This window comes from Pseudomonas sp. NPDC090752 (assembly GCF_055584805.1).
In genome coordinates this window covers 57,014-80,944 of record NZ_JBVJLI010000021.1, presented here as the reverse complement: position 1 = coordinate 80,944, position 23,931 = coordinate 57,014, and the positions used below count along the sequence as shown (strand labels likewise).

Here is a 23,931-nt window from a genome sequence, read left to right as displayed (position 1 = left end):
CTCCTGATCATGCGTATTAGCCTGTAAACAATGTCCCCGGTTTGAAATGTAAACGATGTCTTCGGTTTGTACCCGGGGCAAGCCCGCTCCCACAGGTAAATCACAATCTTCCAGCGCTGCGCAGAACCTGTTGGAGCGGGCTTGCCCCGCGAAGAGGCCGGAACAGACACCCCTCAATACTGATAACGCAACAAAGCCTGCGGCAACGCATGCATCGCAAAAAACGCCAACAACGCGACACACGCCGGCAACACCAACCACCACACCCGCTGCGGCAATGCATTGAGCGGCTGGCGATACTGCACCAGCGTCAGGCTCAGCGCACACACGCAGCAGGCCAGCAAGGCGCCCGCCAGAATATCAGTCGGCCAGTGCGCCCCCAGGTAAACCCGCGACAAGGCAATCGACAAAGCCGGAATGCAGCCCAGCAAAATCCAGGTCAGGCGCATGCGCGCAGGCATGCCGCGCCCGGCCAGCACCGCCATCACCAGAAAGAACGCAAAGGACGCCGAACTGTGCCCGCTGGGCATGCTGTAACTGGTCAGCGGGTCAGTCAGCACTTCTGGCCGTGCGCGTGCAAACAGCCACTTCAGCGAACCATTGGCGATCGCCGTGCCCATCAGCGCGCCCCCTGCGAACAGTGCATGTCGCCATTGGCGCGCAAGCAGCAGTAGGCCGGTGAGCAGTCCGCCCAGGAAGAACTGCGTGCGGAAGTCACCCAGGCGCGTCACCACTACAACGATGCCGTCGATGGCCTGGCTGCGGTGCTCCTGCACCAGGGTCATCACGCCCTGATCGAACTCGTGCAGATAGGGCCAGCCCAGAAACACCCCAGCCAAAGCCAGGAAGCTCAAACCGGCGATCAACCGCGTGCCATGGCGCTGGTCACGGATGCTGCTGTTCAGGCTCAAGCCGATCAGCACTGCCAGGGTACCGGCGATGATGCCGGCGTCCAGCCAGAACCCTTCCGGTAACGGCAGGCGCATGGCCGCACCGGTGGCCCAGCCCGGCAGCAGGTAAGCGACCGACCAGCCGGCACCGGCCACCAGGCTGACGGCGATAAAGCGCGGCAGCGGCATGTCGAACATGCCCGCTACCATGGGCAACATCGGCCGCAACGGGCCGATGAAACGGCCCACCAGCAGGCTGGCGATCCCATAACGCTGAAAATAGGTTTCGGCACTGCCGATCCATTCCGGGTGGTGGCGCAGCAGCGGCAGCCGGCGGATATTCTGGTGGAAGTACTTGCCTATCGTGTACGACAGGGCATCGCCGAGCAGGCCGCCGAGGAACCCCAATAGCAACGTTTCGCCCAGGGTGAAGGCACCGCTGCCAGCCAGCACGGCCACCGCGAACAACAACACGGTGCCCGGCACGATGATGCCGGCGATGGCCAGGCACTCGATGCAGGCCACCAGGAAAATTGCCAGGCCAAGCCACTGCGGGTTGGCGCTGAGCCAGCCGGTCAGGCTGTCGAGCCATTGGCCCATGTTTCAGCTTCCTTGTTCGATGATTGAAAAGTCTTGCCCTTCGACTTGGCCCCGGCGCAACGGGTTCCGCGTGCAGAAGCGGGCGTATTCGGCGTCGACGAAACGATAGGGCAGGTGTTCGTCGCGGCCATGGGGGATACCCAGGCGGGCGGCCTGGACAACCCGTGGCACGGCGATGCCGCAATCTTCGACGTACAGGCGTTCGGGGTCGAAGCGCTGTGCGTCCCACTGCGGCACCTTGAGGCCCATGGCCCGGCACAGCAGGGTCTGGCCAGCGCACAGGCGTTCGGCGGGGCGCAGGTTGCCGCTGGCATCAGGGTTGTTCAGTTGCATCTGCGCCAGGCTGTTGGCATCGGAGAGGGCGTCCACCCAGGGGTAGGCGGACTTTATCAGCACCGCGTTGCCCGGCCCGTGCGCGCTGAAGTTCAGCGAATCGCCACCGCGGGCGTAGTACATATAGATGTGCCCGCCATCGAGGAACAGTGCCCTGCGTTTCTCCGTGTAGCCGAGCGAGGCATGGCTGCCCTTGTCGGCCAGGTAATAGGCTTCGGTCTCGATGATCCGCGCAGCCAGCCACAGGCCGCCATGGCGATGGCGGATGACCTTGCCCAGCAGCGCCTTGGCCAGGGTCTGGGGGTCGCGGTCGAAGAAACTGTCGGGCAGGACGCGGGCCGGGCAAGGTGCAGTGTCTGGCATGCTGAGGGTTCGTCGTGATCGAGGCGCGGATGATAGCAACGAATGGCTTAAGCGAGGCTGAAACGAGGGCGATTCGATAAGCGCGGTTACATCTTTCCTACAGATCCGGTCGACCATTTTCAACCATCCGCCAGCCACCGCTGGGCGTATACCTACGCGACAGTTATAATCAGCCGATTTCCCCTTCGCCAAGACACCGAACCCATGACTGAGTCCGTTCTTGACTACATGACCCGCTTGGGTCGCGCCGCTCGCCAGGCTTCCCGGCTGATCGCCCGTGCCAGCACTGCGCAGAAGAACCGCGCCCTGCAGGCCGCCGCCAATGCCCTGGACGCCGCGCGCGCCGAGCTCACTGCAGCCAATGAACTGGACTTGGCCGCTGGCCGTGCCAATGGCCTGGAGCCCGCACTGCTCGACCGCCTGGCCCTGTCCCCGGCGCGCATCGACAGCATGATCACCGGCCTGCGCCAGGTGGCCAGCCTGCCAGACCCGGTCGGCGCCATCCGCGACATGAGCTATCGCCCGTCGGGCATTCAGGTCGGCAAGATGCGCGTGCCGCTGGGGGTGATCGGGATCATCTACGAGTCGCGCCCGAACGTGACCATCGATGCTGCCAGCCTGTGCTTGAAGTCGGGCAACGCGACCATCCTGCGTGGCGGCTCCGAGGCCATTCACTCCAACCGTGCGATTGCCGCCTGCATCCAGCGAGGCCTGGCTGAAGCCGGCTTGCCGGCAGCGGTGGTGCAAGTGGTCGAGACCACCGACCGTGAAGCGGTCGGCGCGCTGATCAGCATGCCCGAGTTCGTTGACGTCATCGTTCCGCGCGGTGGCCGTGGCCTGATCGAGCGCATCAGCCGTGATGCTCGCGTGCCGGTAATCAAGCACCTGGACGGCATCTGCCATGTCTTCGTGGCTGAACACGCCGACCTGGACAAGGCCTGGCGCGTTGCCTTCAATGCCAAGACCTACCGTTACGGCATCTGCGGTGCCATGGAAACCCTGCTGGTCGACCAGCGCGTAGCGCAAGGCTTCCTGCCGGAAATGGCCCGCCGCTTCCAGGAGAAAGGCGTCGAGCTGCGCGGTTGCGAACGCACCCGCGCACTGATCGATGCCAAACCGGCCAGCGAAGACGATTGGCACACCGAGTACCTCGACGCCATCCTGTCCATTCGTGTGGTCGACGGCCTGGACCAGGCTATCGAACACATCAACCACTACGGTTCGCACCACACCGATTCGATCATCACCGAACACCAGGGTCAGGCTCGCCAGTTCATGGCTGAAGTCGACTCGGCGTCGGTGATGCTCAACACCCCGACCTGCTTCGCCGACGGTTTCGAATATGGCCTGGGTGCGGAAATCGGCATTTCCACCGACAAGCTGCACGCCCGCGGCCCGGTCGGCCTGGAAGGCCTGACCTGCGAAAAATACGTGGTGATCGGTGACGGCCAACTGCGCGGCCAGGAGTCCTGCTGAGTTGAGCAAGGCCCAGGCAGTCCGGCGCATCGGCATTCTTGGCGGTACTTTCGACCCCGTGCACATCGGTCACCTGCGCAGCGCGCTGGAGGTGGCCGAGTTCATGGCGCTCGATGAGCTGCGCCTGTTGCCCAATGCCCGACCACCACACCGCGATACCCCGCAGGTGGCGGCAGAAGATCGCCTGGCGATGGTGCGTGAGGCCGTGCAAGGCGTCGAGCGCCTGAGCGTGGATGCTCGGGAGCTTGCGCGCGACAAGCCGTCTTACACCCTCGACACGCTGGAATCGATCCGCGCCGAACTGGCTGCCAACGACCAGCTGTTCCTGGTGCTTGGCTGGGATGCCTTCTGCGGCTTGCCCAGCTGGCATCGCTGGGAAGAACTGCTGCAACACTGTCACATCCTGGTGCTGCAACGCCCGGATGCCGACGTTGACCCCCCTGACGAGCTGCGCAACCTGTTGGCTGCGCGCTCCGAGAGCGATCCCACCGCCATGTCCGGCCCGGCGGGAAATATTTCGTTCGTCTGGCAGACCCCGCTTGCGGTGTCGGCTACACAGATCCGACAGCTGCTGGCCAGCGGCAAGTCGGTGAGGTTCCTGGTGCCGGACGCCGTACTGGCCTACATCGAGGCGCACGAGCTGTATCGTGTGCCTAACTGACGGTGCCTACGGGCGCCTCATTCACCGAGTTGAACGAGTTTTATATGAGCAAGCAAATCAAAGATATCAAAGGCGAAGACCTGGTCAAACTGACCATCAGCGCGCTGGAAGACGTCAAGGCCCAGGACATCCAGGTCATCGACGTGCGTGAAAAGCACAGCCTGACCGACTACATGATCATTGCCACCGGTACCTCCAACCGCCAGATCAACGCGATGCTGGAAAAGGTCCGTGAAGCGGTCAAGAAAGAAGGCGCACAGCCGCTGGGCGAAGAAGGCAAGGGCGACAGCGACTGGGTGCTGCTGGACCTGAACGACGTCATCGTGCACATGATGACCGCCGCAGCCCGCCAGTTCTACGACCTGGAGCGCCTGTGGCTGGGTGCCGAGCAGAGCCGCGCCGCCGATGCCAAGCATCACAGCCCGGAAAACGCCAGCGACTACTTCGACGCCAAGATCAAAGATCGGGAATAAGGAAACGTCGTGCGTCTGCGCCTGATCGCGGTCGGCTCGCGCATGCCCAAGTGGGTCGAGGAAGGCTGGCATGAATATGCCAAGCGCCTGCCCCAGGAGCTGTCGCTTGAGCTGGTGGAAATCCCGCTGAACACCCGTGGCAAGAATGCCGACGTCGCTCGCCTGATCCGTCAGGAGGGTGAGGCCATGCTGAGCAAGGTGCAGCCCGGGGAACGCATCGTCACCCTCGAGGTCCATGGCAAGCCCTGGAGTACCGAGCAACTGGCAACCGAGCTGGACCGCTGGCGCCTGGATTCGCGCACGGTGAATTTGATGGTGGGCGGCCCGGAAGGGCTGGCGCCTGAGGTCTGCGCGCGCGCCGAGCAACGCTGGTCGCTGTCGCCGCTGACCTTGCCGCACCCGTTGGTAAGGATACTCATCGGCGAGCAGATCTACCGCGCCTGGACCGTGTTGTCCGGGCACCCTTACCACAAATGAGCCTGTAAGCAGTCCGATGTCGCAGCCGATCCGTCTCAAGGACCACGAGAAAGACGCCCGCCTGGTGCGTAACCGCGTCGTGGTCGGCGCGGTGGCGATCATGCTGCTTATTTGCGTGCTGATCGCGCGGTTGTATTACCTGCAGATCATCCAGTACGACTACCACTCGACGCTGTCGGAGAACAACCGGGTGCATGTGCAGCCGATTCCGCCCACGCGCGGGCTGATCTTCGACCGTAACGGGGTGATCATCGCCGATAACCGGCCCAGCTTCAGCCTGTCCATGACCCGCGAACGTGCGGGTAACTGGCAGGAAGTACTGGACACTATCGTCGAAGTGCTGGATCTGACAGCTGATGATCGCGCGCTCTTCGAAAAGCGCATGCGCCAGGGGCGACGGCCGTTCGAGCCGGTGCCGATCCTGTTCGAGCTCAACGAAGAGCAGATCGCCCGCGTGGCGGTCAACCAGTTCCGCCTGCCCGGCGTGGAGGTGGTCGCCCAGCTGGTTCGGCACTACCCGCAGGGTGCGCATTTCGCCCACTCGGTCGGCTATGTCGGGCGCATCAACGAGAAAGAGCTGAAAAGCCTAGACCCGGTAAACTACAGCGGCATCCACCACATCGGCAAGACGGGTATCGAGCGCTTCTACGAAGGCGAACTGCACGGCCAGGTTGGCTACGAGGAAGTCGAGACCAACGCTCGCGGCCGTGTGCTGCGCGTGCTCAAACGCACCGACCCGAAGCCTGGCAAAGACATTGTGCTGAGCCTCGACATCAAGCTGCAGGAAGCCGCCGAGGCGGCCCTGGGTGGGCGCCGAGGGGCGGTGGTGGCGCTCGATCCCCGAACTGGCGAGGTGCTGGCAATGGTCAGCCAGCCGAGCTTCGACCCCAACCCGTTCGTCACCGGCATCAGCTTCAAGGCGTATGCCGAGCTGCGCGACTCGATCGACCGTCCGCTGTTCAACCGTGTGCTGCGCGGGCTGTATCCGCCAGGCTCGACCATCAAACCTGCAGTGGCGATTGCTGGCCTCGACAGCGGTGTGGTCAACGCCGGCAGCCGCGTGTTCGACCCGGGTTACTACCAACTGCCCAATTACGATCACAAGTACCGTAACTGGAACCGCAGCGGTGATGGCTGGGTCGACCTGGATACCGCGATCATGCGTTCCAATGACACCTATTTCTACGACCTTGCCCACAAGATGGGCATCGATCGGCTGTCCAGCTACATGAACAAGTTCGGCATTGGCCAGAAGGTTGCCCTCGACATGTTCGAGGAGTCGGCCGGGCTGATGCCGTCGCGCGAATGGAAGCGCGCCACCCGCCGCCAGGCCTGGTTCCCCGGTGAAACACTGATCCTCGGCATCGGCCAGGGCTATATGCAGGCCACACCGCTGCAATTGGCCCAGGCCACCGCGCTGATCGCCAACAAAGGCGTGTGGAATCGCCCGCATCTGGCCAAGACCATCGAAGGCCAGCCGCCAGTGGACCCCAACCCCATGGAAGACATCGTCCTGCGCGACAAGTCCGACTGGGCCAAGGTCACCCACGGCATGGAGCAGGTGATGCACAACGCCCGAGGTACCGCGCGCAAGGCTGCGGCCGGCGCGCAGTATCGCATCGCCGGCAAGAGCGGTACCGCCCAGGTGGTGGCGATCAAGCAAGGCGAGAAATACGACCGCAACAAACTTCAGGAGCGCCACCGCGACCACGCCTTGTTTGTCGCCTTCGCCCCGGCTGACGATCCGAAGATCGTGGTCTCGGTGATGGTCGAGAACGGCGAGTCCGGCTCTGGCGTCGCCGCGCCCGTGGTGCGGCAGATCATGGACGCCTGGCTGCTCGACGAGAGCGGCCGGCTCAAGCCTGAGTTCGCTCCTGCCACCGTCGCCCAGGAAACGGCCCCGTGATGAACAATTTCGATCGCATGCTCTCCAGCGAGGACGTAATGCGTCGACGCGCCAGCTTCCTGCAGCGCATCCACATCGACGGCCCCTTGCTGATCATCCTGTTGACCCTCGCAGCCGGCAGCCTGTTCGTACTCTATTCGGCAAGCGGCAAGAACTGGGACCTGTTGCTCAAGCAGGCCACCTCGTTCGGCATCGGCCTCGTGTCGATGTTCGTCATCGCCCAGCTCGAGCCGCGCTTCATGGCCCGCTGGGTGCCGCTGGCCTACCTGACCGGCGTGTTGCTGCTGGTCGTGGTGGACGTCATGGGCCACAACGCCATGGGCGCCACACGCTGGATCAACATCCCTGGGGTAATCCGCTTCCAGCCCTCGGAATTCATGAAAATCATCATGCCAGCGACCATCGCCTGGTACCTGTCCAAGCGCACCTTGCCGCCGCAGCTCAAGCACGTGGCGATCAGCCTGGTGCTGATCGGTGTGCCGTTCATCCTCATCGTTCGCCAGCCGGACCTGGGTACAGCGCTGCTGATTCTGGCCTCCGGCGCCTTCGTATTGTTCATGGGCGGGCTGCGTTGGCGCTGGATCCTCAGCGTGTTGACGGCGGCGGTGCCGGTGGCGGTGGCGATGTGGTTCTTCGTGATGCACGACTACCAGAAGCAGCGCGTGTTGACCTTCCTCGATCCGGAAAGCGACCCGTTGGGCACCGGCTGGAACATCATCCAATCCAAGGCGGCAATCGGCTCCGGCGGCGTGTTCGGCAAGGGCTGGCTGCTGGGTACCCAGTCGCACCTGGACTTTCTCCCCGAAAGCCACACCGACTTCATCATCGCCGTACTCGGTGAGGAGTTCGGTCTGGTCGGCATCTGCCTGTTGCTGATCGTCTACCTGTTGCTGATCGGCCGTGGCCTGATGATCACCGCGCAAGCGCAGACGCTGTTCGGCAAGCTGCTGGCGGGCAGCCTGACCATGACATTCTTTGTATATGTATTCGTCAATATCGGTATGGTCAGCGGCCTTCTGCCCGTGGTGGGCGTGCCGCTGCCCTTCATTAGTTATGGCGGAACTTCGTTGGTGACGCTGCTGTCAGCGTTTGGCGTTTTGATGTCGATCCACACGCACCGCAAATGGATCGCACAGGTTTGAATAAGGTGAAGAATTTCATGCAAGCAGTGCGTAACTGGGCTGCCCGTTGTGCGCCGTGGATCGGTGCGGTGAGCCTGTTCGGCGCTGCCTCGCAGGCCCACGCCGGTGATTACGACGGCTCGCCCCAGGTGGCCGAGTTTGTCGGCCAGATGAGCCGCGACTACGGCTTTGCCAGCGAACAGCTGATGGGCGTGTTCCGTGAGGTGCAGCGCAAACAATCAATCCTCGACGCCATCTCGCGTCCGGCCGAGCGGGTCAAACCGTGGAAGGATTACCGGCCGATGTTCATCACCGACGCGCGGATCGCCCGGGGTGTGGACTTCTGGCGCCAGCACGAAGCGGTGCTGGCCCGTGCCGAGCAGCAATACGGTGTGCCGGCGCAATACATCGTCTCGATCATCGGTGTGGAGACCTTCTTTGGCCGCAACACCGGCAACTATCGGGTGATCGATGCGCTGTCCACGCTGGGCTTCGACTACCCACCGCGCGCCGAATTCTTCCGCAAGGAGCTGCGCGAGTACTTGTTGCTGGCGCGTGACGAACAACTCGACCCGCTGACCCTCAAGGGTTCCTACGCCGGCGCCATGGGGCTGCCGCAGTTCATGCCGAGCAGTTTTCGCCATTACGCGGTGGACTTCGACGGCGACGGTCACATCAATATCTGGAACAACCCGGACGATGCCATCGGCAGTGTCGCCAGTTACTTCCAGCGCCATGGCTGGGTGGCCGGACAGGGTGTCGTCAGCCGCGCCCAGGTCAGCGGCGCACGGGCCGACGAAGGCCTGACCACCGGCATCGAGCCGGTGAAAACCGTTGGGGAGTTGCGAGCGCTGGGCTGGTCGGTCCATGATGCGCTGCGCGATGATCTGCCGGTTACCGCCTTCCGCCTGGAAGGCGCCAACGGCCCTGAGTACTGGATGGGCCTGAAGAACTTCTACGCGATCACTCGCTACAACCGCAGCGTGATGTACGCCATGGCGGTGCATCAGCTCGCGGAACAGCTGGTCCAAGCACGGGGCGTCAATTAATGCGCGCAATCTTCTCTGCCAATACCTTCAAGCTGCTGAGCTGCATGACCGTCGGCCTGTTGCTGGTCAGCTGCTCTTCCAGCCGCCCAACCTCCACGCAAAGCAGCGGCAACACCGTTCGCGCGCAACCGGGCCTGGACATCAACCGTGCCCACAAGGACGGTGCCCCGTGGTGGGACGTGGACGTCAACAAGATCCCCGACGCCACGCCGACCGTGCACACCGGCAACTACAAGGCCAACCCGTACACGGTGCTGGGCAAGACCTACTACCCGATGCAGGAGTCGCGCAACTACCGCGCCGAGGGTACCGCGTCGTGGTACGGCACCAAGTTTCACGGACAGAACACTGCCAACGGCGAGCTGTACGACCTGTACGGCATGAGCGCGGCGCACAAGACCCTGCCGTTGCCAGCCTACGTGCGGGTGACCAACCTGGCCAATGGGCGCAGCGTGATCCTGCGGGTAAATGACCGTGGCCCATTCTATTCCGACCGCATCATCGACCTGTCTTACGCGGCGGCTAAGAAACTCGGCTATGCCGAAAGCGGCACTGCGCACGTGCGCGTCGAGGGTATCGACCCGCAGCAGTGGTGGGCGCAGAAAGGCCAGCAGCCGCCATTGATGCTCAAGGAACCGCAATCCACCCAGCCCCAGGCGATTGCCGCCAGTACCGGGCGCGTCGAGCAATGGACCCCGCCGCCGCAGCAGCACGCGGCGCCGGTAGTGCCGGTGCAGGTGGGCGGTAACACGGTGCCGGCCGGCAACGGCGGCAACGTGCTTCAGGTGGGCGCCTTCGCCAACCCGGACGCTGCCGAGCTGCTGCGTTCGAAGTTGAGCACCATGGTCAGCGCGCCGGTGTTCATCAGCTCCATTGTGCGTAACCAGCAGACCCTGCACCGCGTGCGCCTGGGGCCGTTCAACAACCCGGGCGAGATTCAGCAAGCCCAGGACAGCATTCGCCTGGCGAACCTTGGGCAGGCCAAGCTGGTCACAGCGGACTGACCTGTCGGTTTTGTCATGAATTGCCGGGCGCGGGCATGTACAATGTCCGCTTTTGCCCGCAGCGACATAACGCCGCACTTCTGTGGGCCAGGCCTATGGCCATAAAACTAGACTGACTGGCGCTGGGCACACGATGTGGCCCAGGGAACATCTCAGACCATTAGCGATTTTCGAGAGACGGATGAACATCACCAACCTTGCCAAACGACTTTGCCTGCCCGTACTGCTGCTGATCACGCCTGTTGCCTTCGCGGCAGAGCAGATGATGCCGGCACCACCACAACTGGCAGCCAAGTCCTACGTACTCATGGACGCGTCCAGCGGCAACGTGCTGGTCGAGAACAACGGTGACGAGCGCCTGCCGCCGGCCAGCCTGACCAAGCTGATGACCGCCTACATCGCCACCCTGGACATCCGTCGTGGCCAGATCGGCGAAAACGACCCGGTCACCGTCAGCGAAAACGCCTGGCGTACCGGCGGTTCGCGCATGTTCATCAAGGTCGGTAGCCAGGTTACCGTCAGCGACCTGCTGCACGGCATCATCATCCAGTCGGGCAACGATGCCTCGGTTGCTCTGTCCGAACACATCGCCGGCAGCGAAGACGCCTTTGCCGACATGATGAACAAGACGGCCGCCGACCTGGGCATGGGCAACAGCCACTTCATGAACCCGACCGGCCTGCCGAACCCGGATCATTACTCGTCGGCGCACGACATGGCCCTGCTGGCCCGTGCGATTATCAATGTCGACCCGGCGCACTACGCGATCTACTCGCAGAAAGAGTTCTTCTGGAACAACATCAAGCAGCCGAACCGCAACCTGCTGCTGTGGCGTGACAAGACCGTCGACGGCCTGAAAACCGGCCACACCGACGAAGCCGGCTATTGCATGGTGGCCTCGGCCGTTCGTGACGGCCAGCGCCTGATCGCCGTGGTGTTCGGCACCAACAGCGAGCAATCGCGCGCCGCCGAAACCCAGAAGCTGCTGACCTACGGTTTCCGCTTCTTCGAAACCCAGACCTTCTACCAGAAGGGCACCGAGCTGGCCCAGGCGCCGGTCTGGAAAGGCGCCACCAGCATCGTCAAGGCTGGCCTGGCCGACGACCTGACCATGACTATGCCTAAAGGCCAATTGAAGCGCCTTCAGGCTTCGATGACCATGAACCCGCAAATCACCGCACCGATCGCCAAAGGTGACGTGATTGGTAAAGTGGAAGTCAAACTGGACGAGAACGTGGTTCACAGCGCCGACCTGATCGCCCTCGACGGCGTCGAGGAAGGTGGTTTCATCCGTCGTATGTGGGATAGCATCCGTCTATTCTTCTACGGGTTGTTCAACTGATAACGTGACCTGCCACGCCCCCGCCCACTCTGCGGGGGCGTTGTTGTTGCCACGGCTTACGAGGCCGTTTCCGCCATGAGCGAACCTGACGTCAAGTCGCACAAGATCGAATTCCCCTGCGCCGATTACCCGATCAAGGTCATCGGCGATACCGTTGTCGGCTTCAAGGACATGGTGATCGAAGTCCTGAGCAAGCACGCCAAGGTCGACCTTTCCACCCTGGCCGAGCGCCAGAGCAAGGAAGGCAAGTACACCACGGTGCAATTGCACATCGTTGCCGAAAGCGAGAACCAGCTGCACGACATCAACAGCGCCTTGCGCGCGACCGGCATCGTGAAAATGGTGCTGTGATGTCCCTTTGTCTCGGTGTACGCGACCTTGGCCTGCAGCCCTATGAACCGGTGCTGGAAGCCATGCGTCGCTTTACCGAGCAGCGTAGCCCGGACAGCCAGGACGAAGTCTGGCTGGTCGAGCATCCCGCGGTCTTCACCCAGGGCCAGGCCGGCAAGGCCGAGCACCTGCTGGTACCGGGCGATATCCCGGTGGTGCAGACCGACCGTGGCGGCCAGGTGACCTACCATGGCCCCGGGCAGTTGGTGGCCTACCTGCTGCTGGACGTGCGCCGCCTGGGCTTTGGCGTGCGCGAACTGGTCAGCCGCATCGAGCAGACGCTGATCGAGCTGCTCGCCAGCTACGGCGTGACTGCCGCGGCCAAACCCGATGCGCCGGGCGTCTACGTCGACGGAGCGAAAATCGCCTCCCTCGGCCTGCGAATCCGCAACGGCCGTTCCTTTCACGGCCTTGCTCTGAACGTGGACATGGACCTTGCGCCATTCCGCCGAATCAACCCCTGTGGGTATGCGGGGCTGGCCATGACCCAGCTGCGTGACCTGGCAGGCCCGATCGAACTCATTGAGGTCAGGACAAGGCTGCGCGGACAGCTGGTCAAGCACCTCGACTATGCTGAGCAGACGACCCTGACGGGCGGAATCGACTGAATATGACAACTGTGCAAGAAGCCGTGCCGAACCTGATAGCAACCCAGGATGTCACCCCGCGCCCCGCGCCAAAGAAGGTGGAAGCTGGGGTAAAACTGCGTGGCGCCGACAAGGTCGCGCGCATCCCGGTGAAGATCATCCCGACCGATGAACTGCCGAAGAAACCCGACTGGATCCGCGTGCGCATCCCGGTTTCTCCTGAAGTCGACCGCATCAAGCAGCTGCTGCGCAAGCACAAGCTGCACAGCGTGTGCGAAGAAGCGTCCTGCCCGAACCTGGGCGAGTGTTTCTCCGGTGGCACCGCGACCTTCATGATCATGGGTGACATCTGCACCCGTCGCTGCCCGTTCTGCGACGTCGGCCACGGCCGGCCGAAAGCATTGGATGCCGACGAGCCGATGAACCTGGCCGTGGCCATCGCCGACCTGCGCCTGAAGTACGTGGTGATCACCTCGGTGGACCGCGACGACCTGCGCGACGGTGGTGCCCAGCACTTCGCCGATTGCATCCGCGAGATTCGCAAACTGTCGCCGGGCGTGCAGCTGGAAACCCTGGTGCCGGACTACCGCGGTCGTATGGACGTTGCGTTGGAAATCACCGCGCAAGAGCCGCCGGATGTGTTCAACCACAACCTCGAAACCGTGCCGCGCCTGTACAAGGCCGCGCGTCCGGGGTCGGACTACGACTGGTCGCTGGACCTGCTGCAGAAATTCAAGCAGCTGGTCCCGCACGTACCGACCAAGTCGGGCCTGATGCTCGGCCTGGGTGAAACCGACGAAGAAGTGATCGAAGTGATGCACCGCATGCGCGAGCATGACATCGACATGCTGACCCTCGGCCAGTACCTGCAGCCTTCGCGCAGCCACTTGCCGGTGCAGCGTTTCGTGCACCCGGATACCTTCGCCTGGTTCGCCGAGGAAGGCTACAAGATGGGCTTCAAGAACGTCGCATCCGGCCCGCTGGTGCGTTCGTCCTACCATGCTGACCAGCAGGCGCACGAAGCCAAGATCAAACTCTGATCCTGGTGTGAGCCATCAATGCCGATGCGCGCCGAAAGGCGGCATCGGCATTTTAGTTTTAAAGGAGCCGAAATGAATTGTGCTGAGACTTCCGAGTCCCGTTTGCCCAGGGCGCTGCCGCGCGATGCCTGCTTCGCCATCGTTGCGCCGGCGGGCCCGGCGCGGCTGGATACACAGAAGGCCATTCAGTGGTTCGCCGAGCGGGGTTACCGCTGCCAGATCTATCCAGGTGCGGAGCAGGCCCAAGGTTACCTTGCAGGTTCCGATCAGCAGCGCTTGCAGGACCTGCACGACGCCTTCGCTGACCCCGCCATCGACGCGATCTTGTGCATGCGCGGGGGCTACGGCAGCATGCGCCTGCTCGACCAACTCGATTTCCAGCTGATTCGGCGTAATCCCAAACCGCTGATCGGCTATAGCGACATCACCGCGCTGCACACTGCGATCTACCGCCATACCGGCTTGATTACGTTCCATGGGGCAATGCTCAATGCCGACCTGCTCGGCGCCAAGCGTGCACCCACCGAATCGTCGTTGGTGGCGCAACTGAGTGGCACGGTGGGCGAGGGTGATGCGATTGTTCACCCGGCCGAATTCGCCTTGAGCGCCGTGCTACCTGGCGTTGCCAGTGGCCGTTTGCTGGGCGGTAATCTGTCGATGCTCGGCGCGACCCTGGGCACGCTGGCGGAGGTCGAAACAAAGGGCAGCATCCTGTTCATCGAGGACGTCAACGAGCCGTTGTATCGGGTGGACCGGTTGCTGACCCAGCTGCGCCTGGCGGGCAAGCTGGAGGGCGTGAAGGGCGTGCTGGTGGGGGATTTTGCCGGGATCACCCTGGCGGCGCTGACGCCGCTGCTGCAGGACACATTCGCGCCGCTCGGCGTGCCGGTGCTGGCCGGGTGGCGCAGTGGGCATTGTGATCCGAATCTGTGCTTGCCGCTGGGGGCCGAGGTAGTGCTGGACAGCGAACGGCAGCGCCTGGTGTTGGCGCAGGACTTGTTCACGGCTTGAATGAAATGGGGCCGCAAAGCGCGGCCCCAATGGTTTCAACGCTGACGCAGGCTATCGAGCAACTTGTGTGTCGGGTACCCATCCGCCGGCCACCCCAGCGCCTGTTGGGCATTACGAATAGCCTTGCGGGTATTGGCCCCGATGATGCCATCCGGATTACCCGCTTCGTGCCCGCTGGCATTGAGCAAATTCTGCAGCTCCATGCGCTCGCTGCGGCTCAGTGGCAGGTCTTCCTTCGGCCAGCTGCCGGCAATGAAGCCCCAACCCGAGAAGCGATCCCCCAGCAAACTCACTGCCAGCGCATAGGACGACGAGTTGTTGTACTTGAGAATCGCGCGGAAGTTGTCCAGCACCAGGAATGCCGGCCCACGGGCGCCGGCTGGCAGCAGCAGGGCGGCGGACAGCTGGTTGCTGTTGGCGGGCAGTTGGGTGCCCGCCGGTAGCTTCACGCCCAGCTGCAACCATTCGCTGACCGGCTTGCGCTGCGCGCCATCGGCCAGCCAGTAGTCGAATCCTGTCGGCACCTGTACTTCGAAGCCCCACGGCTGGCCACGCTTCCACCCGGAGCTCTGCAGGTAGTGCGCGGTCGAGGCCAGGGCATCCGGTGTGCTGTTCCAGATATCCCGGCGGCCGTCGCCATCGAAGTCCACCGCGTGGGTATTGTAGGTGGTGGGAATGAACTGGGTCTGGCCCATGGCACCGGCCCACGAGCCACGCATGGCCTCAGGCTGGATATCGCCGTGCTGAATGATCTGCAGGGCGGCAATCAATTGGTCCTGGGCGAACTGCGGGCGGCGGCCTTCGTAAGCCAGGGTGGCCAGGGAACGGATCACCGACTTGCTGCCCTGGAACTGGCCGAAGTTGCTCTCCATGCCCCACACCGACACCAGTACCTGGCGATCAACGCCATAGCGCTGCTCCAGGCGGGTCAGCAGCTCGGCATTCTGCTCCAGCAGTTTCTTGCCATTGCGCACGCGCAGTGGCGACAGCGCGCCTTCGAGGTATTCCCACACCGGGCGGGTGAACTCAGGCTGGCTGCGGTCGGCTTTGATCACGTCCATGTCCGGCGTCACGCCGAGGAACGCGCGGTCGAAGGTACTGGCCGAAATACCGGCTTGCAGCGCTTGCTCGCGAAAGCCAGCTTGCCATTGGGCAAAGGTTTGCAACGGCTGGATTTCGCTGCTGACGTCGGGCGTGGTGCTGGGCAGAGTGACTGCCGGCGCAGGCTGGGCAGGGGCCAGCGGCAGGGCGTCGGCGGCGGTGGGTTTTTCCGCGCAGGCGACGAGCAGGATGAAGCTGGAGGCCGCCAGCAGCTGACGGGAATTCCAACGGGGAAGAAGACTGAAGGGCATGCACAGATCCAGAATTTCAGGTCAGGTGCCGACCATACCATGCTTGCGCTTTCGATGCTTTCATGCGGCCAAAAAGTAAGAAGCCTCCCAATCTTTCGATTGGAAGGCTTCGCGGCGGTAGCTGCCTTTGCCCTTCTCCGGTTGTTCCTGGCGGCAGCGGAACAGGGGCTGGGCGACGATGGATTTGGCCTTGTTCGGGCCGTGCTTCTTCGGCTTTTTGCTCATGGCGAGGTTCCCGTTGGGGTGGATTGCGGGGCGGACTTTAGGCCTGATGGGAAAGCAGTGCCAATTGATTGTATGTATGGAGGATGTGCTTTTGTGGGAGCGGGCTTGCCCCGCGAAGCAGGCGCCGCGCTGGATGGCACCGGCTTTGCCGGTGTTCGCGGGGCAAGCCCGCTCCCACAGGTCCGCTGCTATTCGGCAGGAAGAACCAATCTCTGCCCAGCCATTAGCAATGACAAGCGCGAAAGTCCCGTCCACGGCGAACCTTCGGCCTGGCCCTTGATCTGTGCATCGATGCGCTGGGCATCCTGCAGCAGCTGCGCCCAGCGCTGGGCCGAGAGGCGCTGCAGGGCTTTGCTGACCAACGGCCGGCGCTTGTCCCACACCGGTGGGCGGGCTTGGCTGAAGGCTTTGTCCAGTGGCACACCCTGGCTGAACTGCTGGGCCAGGCCTGCGAGCAGGCGCAGTTCACGGGCCAGGGCCCAGAGAATCACCGGCGGCTCCACACCTTCACCGCGCAAGCCTTCGAGGATACGCAGGGCATGCGCGGCTTCGCCGTTGAGGATGGCGTCGACCAGGCCGAAAACATCGAAACGCGCACTGTCGGCAACGGCAGACTGCACCGTTTCGACGGTGATCTGGTTGCCTTCGGCCAGCAGCTTGAGCTTTTCGATTTCCTGTGCGGCGGCCAGCAGGTTGCCTTCAACCCGTGCGGCAATCAGGTCGACTGCGTCGCGCTGGGCCGAGAGGCCGGCCTGGGACAAACGCTGGTTGATCCATTGCGGCAACTGCTGCGCATCTACCGGCCAGATCTGGATGAATTGGCAGTGGGCGCCTTCGATCAAAGCCTTGCCCCACTTGGTCTTCTGCGCGCTGCCATCGAGCTTGGGCAGGCTGATCAGCAGAAGAGTGTCTTCGGCGGGCCTGGCGCAATACTCGATCAGCGCTGCAGCGCCCTTGTCGCCGGGTTTGCCGGACGGCAGGCGCAATTCCAACAGGCGGCGTTGGGCGAACAACGACAGGCTGGCACCGGCCTGGAGCAGGGTGCCCCAGTCGAAGTTGGCGTCGGCACTGAACACTTGGCGCTCGTCGAAACCTTGCTGACGCGCCTTGTTGCGGATGGCGTCGGCAGCTTCCTGGCACAGCAATGGGTCGTCGCCGCTGACCACGTAGACCGGGGCCAAAGCGCCTTGCAGGTGCTTGTTGAGTTGGGCGGGGGCGAGTTTCATGGGAAACAGGCGGGGCACCGGAGTGCCCCGCTTGGGCTCACTTGCCCAGGATTTCCAACGGCGACTGCTGCGGCGTTTCCGCCTGCTGGCGGCGCGCGGCTTCCAGCGCGTCGGCTTCGGCCTTGGCGCGTTCGTCGGCCTTGCGCTGCAACTCGTCGAGCTGCGACGGGGTCAGGTTCTGCAGGCGGGCCATCATCGATTGCACCAGCTCGCGGCGCATTTCCACGCGGGCCTGGGTGGCTTCCTGGTCGGAGCCGGTGATGTTGCCACCGTCGCGCACGTAGATCTTGCGCACTTCAACCTTGTCGCTCAGCAGTTCCAGGTTGTTCAGGCCCAGGATGCTGTAGTTGAGGGTGGTGGTGAGTTCGTATTCAGCCGTACGGCTGCCGCCGCTGTAGCTCGCCGAGCGCTGGTTTTCCTGCTCGTTGGTCAGCTCCAGGCGGTAAGGCGCGCCGGTGTGCACGTTAACGCCGCTGCGCTCGAGTGCCGCTCGCAGCTGCACCACGGTCTGGCCGTAGGCGTTGCGTGCGCCGACGTCCATCTCTTTGACGCTCAGCGCGTTGGTGCCGGTGCCGCGCAGCTGGAAACCGCAGGCGCTGAGCATGACGGCCAGGCCCATTACCAGCAGATTGCGTTTGATCATGTTGTTGCTCCCTTGTGGGCCGATACCGCCCACCCGCACTGGCTGCAGGTGGGCGTTGCCATCAGTTGGCGACGATGTTGACCAGTTTGCCCGGTACCACGATGACCTTGCGGATAGTCAGGCCATCGATGAAGCGCAAGACATTCTCGTTGCTGCGGGCGGCGGCTTCGACTTCCTCGCGGCTGGCAGCGGCAGGCATCTCGACCTGGCCGCGCAGTTTACCGTTGACCTGGACCACCAGGGTGACGGTGTCCTGCACCAGCGCTTGCTCATCGACGCTCGGCCAGGCGGCATCGATCACCGAGCCTGCGTAGCCCAGTTGCTGCCACAGTGTGTGGCTGATATGCGGGGTGATCGGCGCCAGCAGCAGGGTAACGGCCTCAAGGCCTTCCTGCAGCAGGGCACGGTCTTGCTCGGTGGCCTGCGGGGCTTTTTCCAGCACGTTCATCACGGTCATCACCTGGGCGATGGCGGTGTTGAACTTGTGGTACTGGCCGACATCGGTGCTGGCCTGCTTGATCGCGGCGTGAATCGCGCGGCGGATGACCTTTTGCTCGTCGCTCAGCGCAGCGATATCCAGTTTGCCTGGCAAGCCTTGACTGACGTGGCCCTGGGCCAGGCGCCAGACGCGACGCAGGAAGCGGCTGGCACCTTCGACGCCGGAGTCGGACCATTCCAGGCTCATGTCGGGCGGCGAGGCGAACATCATGAACAGGCGGCAGGTGTCGGCGCCGTAGGCTTCGATCATCGATTGCGGGTCGACGCCGTTGTTCTTCGACTTCGACATCTTCTCGGTGCCGCCGATTTCAACCGGCAGGCCGTCGGTCTTCAGGCGTGCGCCGATGATCTTGGCCTTGGCATCACGCTCGATTTCGACGTCGGCCGGGTTGAACCAGTCCTTGCCACCATTGCTGGCAACGCGGTAGTAGGTCTCGGCGACCACCATGCCCTGGGTCAGCAGGTTCTTGAACGGCTCGTTGGAGGTGACCAGGCCTTCGTCGCGCATCAGCTTATGGAAGAAGCGCGCGTACAGCAGGTGCAGGATCGCGTGCTCGATACCGCCGATGTACTGATCGACCGGCAGCCAGTGGTTGGCCGCTTTCGGGTCGACCAGGCCTTTGTCGTAGTTCGGCGAGGCGTAGCGGGCGAAGTACCAGGACGACTCGACGAAGGTGTCCATGGTGTCGGTTTCGCGCTTGGCTGCAGTGCCGCATTTCGGGCAGGTGCACTCAAAGAACTCGGGCATGCGCGCCAGTGGCGAGCCAGCGCCGTCCGGCACCACGTTCTCGGGCAGGGTGACCGGCAGCTGGTCTTCCGGCACCGGCACGTCGCCGCAGGACGGGCAGTGGATGATCGGGATCGGGCAGCCCCAGTAGCGCTGGCGGCTGATGCCCCAGTCGCGCAGGCGGAACTGCGTGCGCGATTTGCCCAGTTCCTTGCGGATCAGGGCGGCTTCGATGGCGTCGAAGGCGCCGGCGAAGTCCAGGCCATCGAATTCGCCGGAGTTGATCAGCTGGCCGTGCTCGCCATAGGCGGCCTGCCACTCGCTGCCGACTTCATCGCCAGCGCTGGTGCGCACCACGGCCTTGACCGGCAGGTTGTACTTGTGGGCGAACTCGAAATCGCGCTCGTCGTGGGCAGGTACAGCCATCACGGCACCGTCGCCGTAGTGCATCAGCACGTAGTTGGCGACCCACACTGGCAGCTTCTCGCCGGTCAGTGGGTGCAGCACCTGCAGGGAAGTGGCTATGCCCTTCTTCTCCTGGGTGGCCATGTCGGCTTCAGCGACGCTGCCGCTCTTGCATTCGTCGATGAACGCTTGCAGCGTCGGGTTGCCCTGGGCTGCCTGGGTGGCCAGCGGGTGCTCGGCGGCGACGGCAACGTAGGTCGCGCCCATCAGGGTGTCTGGACGGGTGGTGAAGACCTTCAGGGTGCCTTCGTGACCGATGCTCGCCTGGTCGTACGGGAACTGCACTTCCATGCCGCGCGACTTGCCGATCCAGTTGCGCTGCATGGTCTTGACCTGCTCAGGCCAGCCCGGCAGCTCGTCGAGGCTTTCCAGCAGCTCGTCGGCGTAATCGGTGATACGGAAGTAGTACATCGGGATTTCGCGCTTCTCGATCAGCGCGCCCGAACGCCAGCCGCGGCCGTCGATGACCTGTTCGTTGGCGAGCACGGTCTGGTCGGCGGGGTCCCAGTTCACGGTACCGTTCTTGCGGTAGATGATGCCTTTTTCGAACAGGCGGGTGAACAGCCACTGTTCCCAGCGGTAGTAGTCCGGCTTGCAGGTGGTGACTTCACGTGCCCAGTCGATGGCCAGGCCCAGGCTCTTGAGCTGGGTCTTCATGTAGTCGATGTTTTCGTAGGTCCACTTGGCCGGGGCGACGTTGTTTTTCATCGCCGCGTTCTCCGCGGGCATGCCGAAAGCGTCCCAGCCCATCGGCTGCAGGACGTTCTTGCCCAGCATGCGCTGGTAGCGGGCAATCACGTCACCGATGGTGTAGTTGCGCACGTGGCCCATGTGTAGCTTGCCGCTCGGGTACGGGAACATCGATAGGCAATAGTAGGTGTCTTTGCCTGGCTGTTCGGTAACAGCGAACGATTGTTGCTCGTCCCAGAAGTTCTGGGCGGCGGCTTCGATATCACGGGGCGTGTATTGTTCGTGCATGGCTACTTTTGGCTGAGAGAGAAGAGACCTTGTTCCAGGCAGCGGAACCTCGCTGCGTCCGGCACTCCGGTGTCGTGAGAGTGAACGCCGTAGCATACAGCAGCGCCGCGCATCGTGGGAAACCCTGATTGCGAATGCCCGCTGGTCGCTGCATCCGGCTGCTTTTCATAGCGCCGCTAAGCTCAGGTGTGGGGGGAGATATTCTTTATCTTCAATGAGGTGAACGGATGGGAGAGACGCAGCTACCCGCAAGCAAACCGGAGCTTTACGAACGCCTGATCGACCGTCTTGGCCTGGCACTGGAAGTCGCCAGGACCTCGGTACGATTGCGCGACGAGATGCCAGCCGAGCTGGAGTTGCGCGGCTTGAGCCACGCAGAGTTCGAAGTGATAAAGGCCTACCTGGATACCCTCCCGGAACGCCGCAATGCCTGTGCCGGTACATACCCACAAGCGGAACCGACATCGGCCAAGATCATCTGGCTCAAGGACAAGAAACGCCCCGCCACGACGGCGAGATCCAGGACGCTGCCACATCGCTAGCCGTTCAGGCCGCCGGGCGCAGGCCATCGCGCGCCGGTTCTTCAAAGACAAACACATTCTCACTTCTCAAGATCGGCGCCGGCTGCACACTTGTTGACCGGCGCTGATCCACTTAGGCTGCACGCCTGCCAAGGAGGTGTGGCCGATGCCGCTTCGATTCTTTATCAAACAATGGTTGATGCCACCCGGCGTCCTGTTCCTGCTGCTGCTTGCGGCCTGGTGGCTGCGCAGTCGGCGCCCGCGGCTGGCGGCACTGTGCTTCGTACTGGGTTTGGGTGGCTTGTGGCTGATGAGCCTGCCGCTGGTGGTGCAGCACGGCGCACGGTTGCTGGAAACCGAGCCGCCCCTGGCAGTCAGTGAATGGCAGGGCCTGGCAGGCAGGGCGGATGCCATCGTCGTGCTGGGTGCGGGGCGCGAGCGCGGTGACCCGGCCTGGGGTGGTGGAGACCAGCCTGCCGCAACGGCCCTGGAGCGCATGCGCTTTGCCGCACGGCTGGCAAAAGCTTCGGGCTTGCCGGTGCTGACCAGTGGTGGCTTGCACTATGGCACGCCGCCGAGCGAGGCGAGGCTGATGGCCGATCGCCTGCGCGAAGATTTTGCCGTCGAGGTGAAATGGAAAGAGGAGGCCAGCCGCACGACGTGGGAAAACGCCCAGCTCACTGCCCAGATGTTGCAGCCGTTGGGTATTCGTCGGGTCGTGGTGGTGACCCAGGCCTGGCACATGCAGCGCTCGCGCTGGAGTTTCGAACAGGCGGGTTTCGAGGTGGTGCCGGCGCCGGTGGGGTTCCTCGGGCGTGACCATGCCCGGCCGTTTGCCGGGTTGCTGCCGGAAAGCCGGGCGATGTGGCAGAGCGGGCAGTTGCTGAATGAAGCGGTGGGGTTGTTGGGGTATCGGCTGTTCTACTGAGCCATCATATGGGCTGAGCCGGCCTCTTCGCGGGCAAGCCCGCTCCCACAGGCATTTCACAAGATTCAAATCCAGTGAAGACCTTGTGGGAGCGGGCTTGCCCGCGAAGAGGGCATTACAGGCGATATCAAACAGTTTTGGCTATACGCCCGGCAGCCAACGCCCAGCCAAACAACAGCACACAGACAATCGCCAGCGGCCACGAGCGCCACTGCAGATACGGCGTCAACTGCTGCATCGGCACCACCTCGCCATACAGCACCGCACGCTGGAACTGCGGCACCTCGGCGGTAATCCGGCCGAACGGGTCGATCAGCGCGGTCACGCCGTTGTTGGTGGCGCGGATCATCCAGCGGCCAGCCTCCAGTGCGCGCATCTGCGCCATCTGCAGGTGCTGCAGCGGCCCGATCGAGGTGCCGAACCAAGTGTCGTTGCTGATCGTCAGCAGCAGGTCGCTGCGTGCCGCAAGGCCAGCGGCGAACTCGGGGTAGACCACTTCGTAGCAGATGTACGGGGCAATCTGGTATCCCTTGGCCTGCAGCAGAGGCTGGTCTTCAGGGCCGCGGGCGAAGTCCGACATCGGCAGGTTGAAGAACTCGATCATACCCCGCAGCATGTCCTGCAACGGCACATACTCGCCGAAAGGCACCAGCTTCTGCTTGAGGTAGGTGCCATCGCCTTCGCCGGTGACCGTCACACCGTTGTAGTACCGACGCTGGTGATGCACCACTTCGCGCACCGGTACGCCGGTGATCAGCGCCGAATGCCGGTCAGCGGCAAAACGACCCATCACGTCGATGTAACCCTGGGCCTGGTCCTTGAGGATCGGCACGGCTGTCTCTGGCCAGATGAGCAGATCCACCGGCTTGGAGCTGAAGCTCATGTCGCGGTAGAGGGCCAACTGCGCATCGATGTGCGCCGGGTCCCATTTCAGCTCCTGCTCGACGTTGCCCTGCAGCGCCGCGACCTTGAGTGGGTCACCAGCCGGCTTGGTCCAGGCGTGGTCTTTGAGGGCCATGCCGACCACCCATGGGGTCGCCAGCAGCAGGGCGCCAATGGCGAGGAACGACGGCCGCGCGCGCAGCCGGTAAAGGTTGCACAGCAACGCGGCGCTCAGCGCCAGGGCAAAGGAAACCAGCCACACGCCGCCCAGGGGGGCCAGCCCGGCCAGGGGGCCGTGCAACTGACTGTAACCGGCGTACAACCATGGGAAACCGGTCAGGAACCAGCCGCGGAAGGCTTCCTGCAGCAACCACAGCGCAGCAAAGCACAACGCGTCGGCCAGGGGCGCTTCGTTGCGCCGCAGCCAGCGCGCCCATAGCCAGGTGGGCAGGGCGAAAAACCACGCGAGGGCAGCAAAGAACGCCAGCAGCAGGACGATCGCCAGCAGTGGCGAAGCGCCGCCGTAGGTGTTCATGCTGACGTAGATCCACCAGGTGCCGGCACCGTACAGGCCGAAACCGAAGCACCAGCCGCGCCACATGGCCTGGCGCGGGGTAAGCTCGCGCAGGCCGAGGTAGAGCACGGCGATCGACAGCAAGGCCAGCGGCCAGATGTCGAATGGCGCCAGGGCCAACAAGGTCGAGGCGCCGGCCGCCAAGGCCAGCAGGTTACCGGGCCAGCCGGGGCGGGTGATCCAACGCAT

At 63.4% G+C, this 23,931-nt stretch carries 23 protein-coding genes; 15 read left to right on the top strand and 8 right to left on the bottom strand.

Annotated elements, in window-relative coordinates; translation table 11 throughout:
* Nucleotides 1-173: 173 nt before the first annotated feature.
* Both ACZ6YA_RS22975 and ACZ6YA_RS22970 read right to left on the bottom strand, forming a co-directional pair.
* Complete coding sequence (locus ACZ6YA_RS22975; protein WP_465899721.1) at nucleotides 174-1,490, bottom strand: bifunctional DedA family/phosphatase PAP2 family protein; 1,317 nt, start codon at nucleotides 1,488-1,490, stop codon at nucleotides 174-176.
* Between the two features lie 3 nt (nucleotides 1,491-1,493).
* A complete protein-coding gene (locus tag ACZ6YA_RS22970; protein WP_465899720.1) occupies nucleotides 1,494-2,186 on the bottom strand; it encodes a DNA-3-methyladenine glycosylase in 693 nt (230 codons plus the stop codon).
* 204 nt (nucleotides 2,187-2,390) lie between these two features.
* Here ACZ6YA_RS22970 and ACZ6YA_RS22965 point away from each other — a divergent pair, with 204 nt between their 5' ends.
* The 13 genes from ACZ6YA_RS22965 (at nucleotide 2,391) to ACZ6YA_RS22905 (ending at nucleotide 14,723) form a co-directional block, all read left to right on the top strand.
* Complete coding sequence (locus ACZ6YA_RS22965; RefSeq protein ID WP_465899718.1) at nucleotides 2,391-3,662, top strand: glutamate-5-semialdehyde dehydrogenase; 1,272 nt, start codon at nucleotides 2,391-2,393, stop codon at nucleotides 3,660-3,662.
* A 1-nt stretch (nucleotide 3,663) separates the two neighbouring features.
* Nucleotides 3,664-4,323, top strand: a complete 660-nt coding sequence (gene nadD, locus ACZ6YA_RS22960; protein ID WP_465899716.1) for a nicotinate-nucleotide adenylyltransferase — start codon at nucleotides 3,664-3,666, stop codon at nucleotides 4,321-4,323.
* 44 nt (nucleotides 4,324-4,367) lie between these two features.
* Nucleotides 4,368-4,796: a ribosome silencing factor gene (gene rsfS, locus ACZ6YA_RS22955; protein WP_465899714.1), complete on the top strand. Its 429-nt coding sequence runs from the start codon at nucleotides 4,368-4,370 to the stop codon at nucleotides 4,794-4,796.
* Between the two features lie 9 nt (nucleotides 4,797-4,805).
* Nucleotides 4,806-5,273, top strand: a complete 468-nt coding sequence (gene rlmH, locus ACZ6YA_RS22950) for a 23S rRNA (pseudouridine(1915)-N(3))-methyltransferase RlmH (protein WP_008090421.1) — start codon at nucleotides 4,806-4,808, stop codon at nucleotides 5,271-5,273.
* A gap of 16 nt (nucleotides 5,274-5,289) precedes the next feature.
* Nucleotides 5,290-7,179, top strand: coding sequence for a penicillin-binding protein 2 (gene mrdA / locus ACZ6YA_RS22945; protein WP_465899711.1), 1,890 nt, complete (start codon nucleotides 5,290-5,292; stop codon nucleotides 7,177-7,179).
* A gap of 38 nt (nucleotides 7,180-7,217) precedes the next feature.
* On the top strand, nucleotides 7,218-8,321 hold the full coding sequence (gene rodA, locus ACZ6YA_RS22940; RefSeq protein WP_465899723.1) for a rod shape-determining protein RodA: 1,104 nt from the start codon (nucleotides 7,218-7,220) through the stop codon (nucleotides 8,319-8,321).
* Nucleotides 8,322-8,338: 17 nt separating this feature from the next.
* Nucleotides 8,339-9,349: a lytic murein transglycosylase B gene (gene mltB / locus ACZ6YA_RS22935; RefSeq protein WP_465899710.1), complete on the top strand. Its 1,011-nt coding sequence runs from the start codon at nucleotides 8,339-8,341 to the stop codon at nucleotides 9,347-9,349.
* Nucleotides 9,349-10,353, top strand: a complete 1,005-nt coding sequence (locus tag ACZ6YA_RS22930) for a septal ring lytic transglycosylase RlpA family protein (protein WP_465899708.1) — start codon at nucleotides 9,349-9,351, stop codon at nucleotides 10,351-10,353. The genes mltB and ACZ6YA_RS22930 overlap by 1 nt, the downstream gene beginning before the upstream one ends.
* A 181-nt stretch (nucleotides 10,354-10,534) precedes the next feature.
* On the top strand, nucleotides 10,535-11,695 hold the full coding sequence (locus ACZ6YA_RS22925; RefSeq protein ID WP_465899707.1) for a D-alanyl-D-alanine carboxypeptidase family protein: 1,161 nt from the start codon (nucleotides 10,535-10,537) through the stop codon (nucleotides 11,693-11,695).
* Between the two features lie 75 nt (nucleotides 11,696-11,770).
* Nucleotides 11,771-12,046 (top strand): DUF493 domain-containing protein, encoded by a 276-nt coding sequence (locus tag ACZ6YA_RS22920; RefSeq protein ID WP_008100495.1) that lies wholly within the window; start codon nucleotides 11,771-11,773, stop codon nucleotides 12,044-12,046.
* Nucleotides 12,046-12,693, top strand: coding sequence for a lipoyl(octanoyl) transferase LipB (lipB, locus tag ACZ6YA_RS22915; protein ID WP_465899704.1), 648 nt, complete (start codon nucleotides 12,046-12,048; stop codon nucleotides 12,691-12,693). Before ACZ6YA_RS22920 ends, lipB begins: the two co-directional genes overlap by 1 nt.
* Before the next feature lie 2 nt (nucleotides 12,694-12,695).
* Nucleotides 12,696-13,712 (top strand): lipoyl synthase, encoded by a 1,017-nt coding sequence (gene lipA, locus ACZ6YA_RS22910; protein ID WP_465899702.1) that lies wholly within the window; start codon nucleotides 12,696-12,698, stop codon nucleotides 13,710-13,712.
* Nucleotides 13,713-13,784: 72 nt separating this feature from the next.
* Nucleotides 13,785-14,723: a S66 peptidase family protein gene (locus ACZ6YA_RS22905; RefSeq protein ID WP_465899700.1), complete on the top strand. Its 939-nt coding sequence runs from the start codon at nucleotides 13,785-13,787 to the stop codon at nucleotides 14,721-14,723.
* A 35-nt stretch (nucleotides 14,724-14,758) separates the two neighbouring features.
* On the opposite strand, the gene ACZ6YA_RS22900 is transcribed toward ACZ6YA_RS22905, so the two are convergent.
* From ACZ6YA_RS22900 to leuS, 5 genes are all read right to left on the bottom strand, one after another.
* The gene (locus ACZ6YA_RS22900) at nucleotides 14,759-16,075 is read right to left on the bottom strand and encodes a lytic murein transglycosylase (protein ID WP_465899698.1); all 1,317 of its coding nucleotides are present in this window, start codon (nucleotides 16,073-16,075) and stop codon (nucleotides 14,759-14,761) included.
* A gap of 60 nt (nucleotides 16,076-16,135) precedes the next feature.
* Nucleotides 16,136-16,300 (bottom strand): alternative ribosome rescue factor ArfA, encoded by a 165-nt coding sequence (gene arfA, locus ACZ6YA_RS22895; RefSeq protein WP_465899696.1) that lies wholly within the window; start codon nucleotides 16,298-16,300, stop codon nucleotides 16,136-16,138.
* A 188-nt stretch (nucleotides 16,301-16,488) separates the two neighbouring features.
* Nucleotides 16,489-17,526 (bottom strand): DNA polymerase III subunit delta, encoded by a 1,038-nt coding sequence (gene holA / locus ACZ6YA_RS22890; RefSeq protein WP_465899694.1) that lies wholly within the window; start codon nucleotides 17,524-17,526, stop codon nucleotides 16,489-16,491.
* 37 nt (nucleotides 17,527-17,563) lie between these two features.
* A complete protein-coding gene (locus ACZ6YA_RS22885; protein ID WP_465899692.1) occupies nucleotides 17,564-18,169 on the bottom strand; it encodes an LPS-assembly lipoprotein LptE in 606 nt (201 codons plus the stop codon).
* A gap of 61 nt (nucleotides 18,170-18,230) precedes the next feature.
* Nucleotides 18,231-20,837: a leucine--tRNA ligase gene (gene leuS / locus ACZ6YA_RS22880; protein ID WP_465899690.1), complete on the bottom strand. Its 2,607-nt coding sequence runs from the start codon at nucleotides 20,835-20,837 to the stop codon at nucleotides 18,231-18,233.
* A 227-nt stretch (nucleotides 20,838-21,064) separates the two neighbouring features.
* Between leuS and ACZ6YA_RS22875 the strand changes: the two genes are divergently transcribed.
* Nucleotides 21,065-21,379, top strand: coding sequence for a hypothetical protein (locus ACZ6YA_RS22875; protein ID WP_403135581.1), 315 nt, complete (start codon nucleotides 21,065-21,067; stop codon nucleotides 21,377-21,379).
* A 145-nt stretch (nucleotides 21,380-21,524) separates the two neighbouring features.
* Nucleotides 21,525-22,286, top strand: a complete 762-nt coding sequence (locus tag ACZ6YA_RS22870; RefSeq protein WP_465899688.1) for a YdcF family protein — start codon at nucleotides 21,525-21,527, stop codon at nucleotides 22,284-22,286.
* A 127-nt stretch (nucleotides 22,287-22,413) separates the two neighbouring features.
* On the opposite strand, the gene lnt is transcribed toward ACZ6YA_RS22870, so the two are convergent.
* Nucleotides 22,414-23,931: an apolipoprotein N-acyltransferase gene (lnt, locus tag ACZ6YA_RS22865; RefSeq protein ID WP_465899686.1), complete on the bottom strand. Its 1,518-nt coding sequence runs from the start codon at nucleotides 23,929-23,931 to the stop codon at nucleotides 22,414-22,416.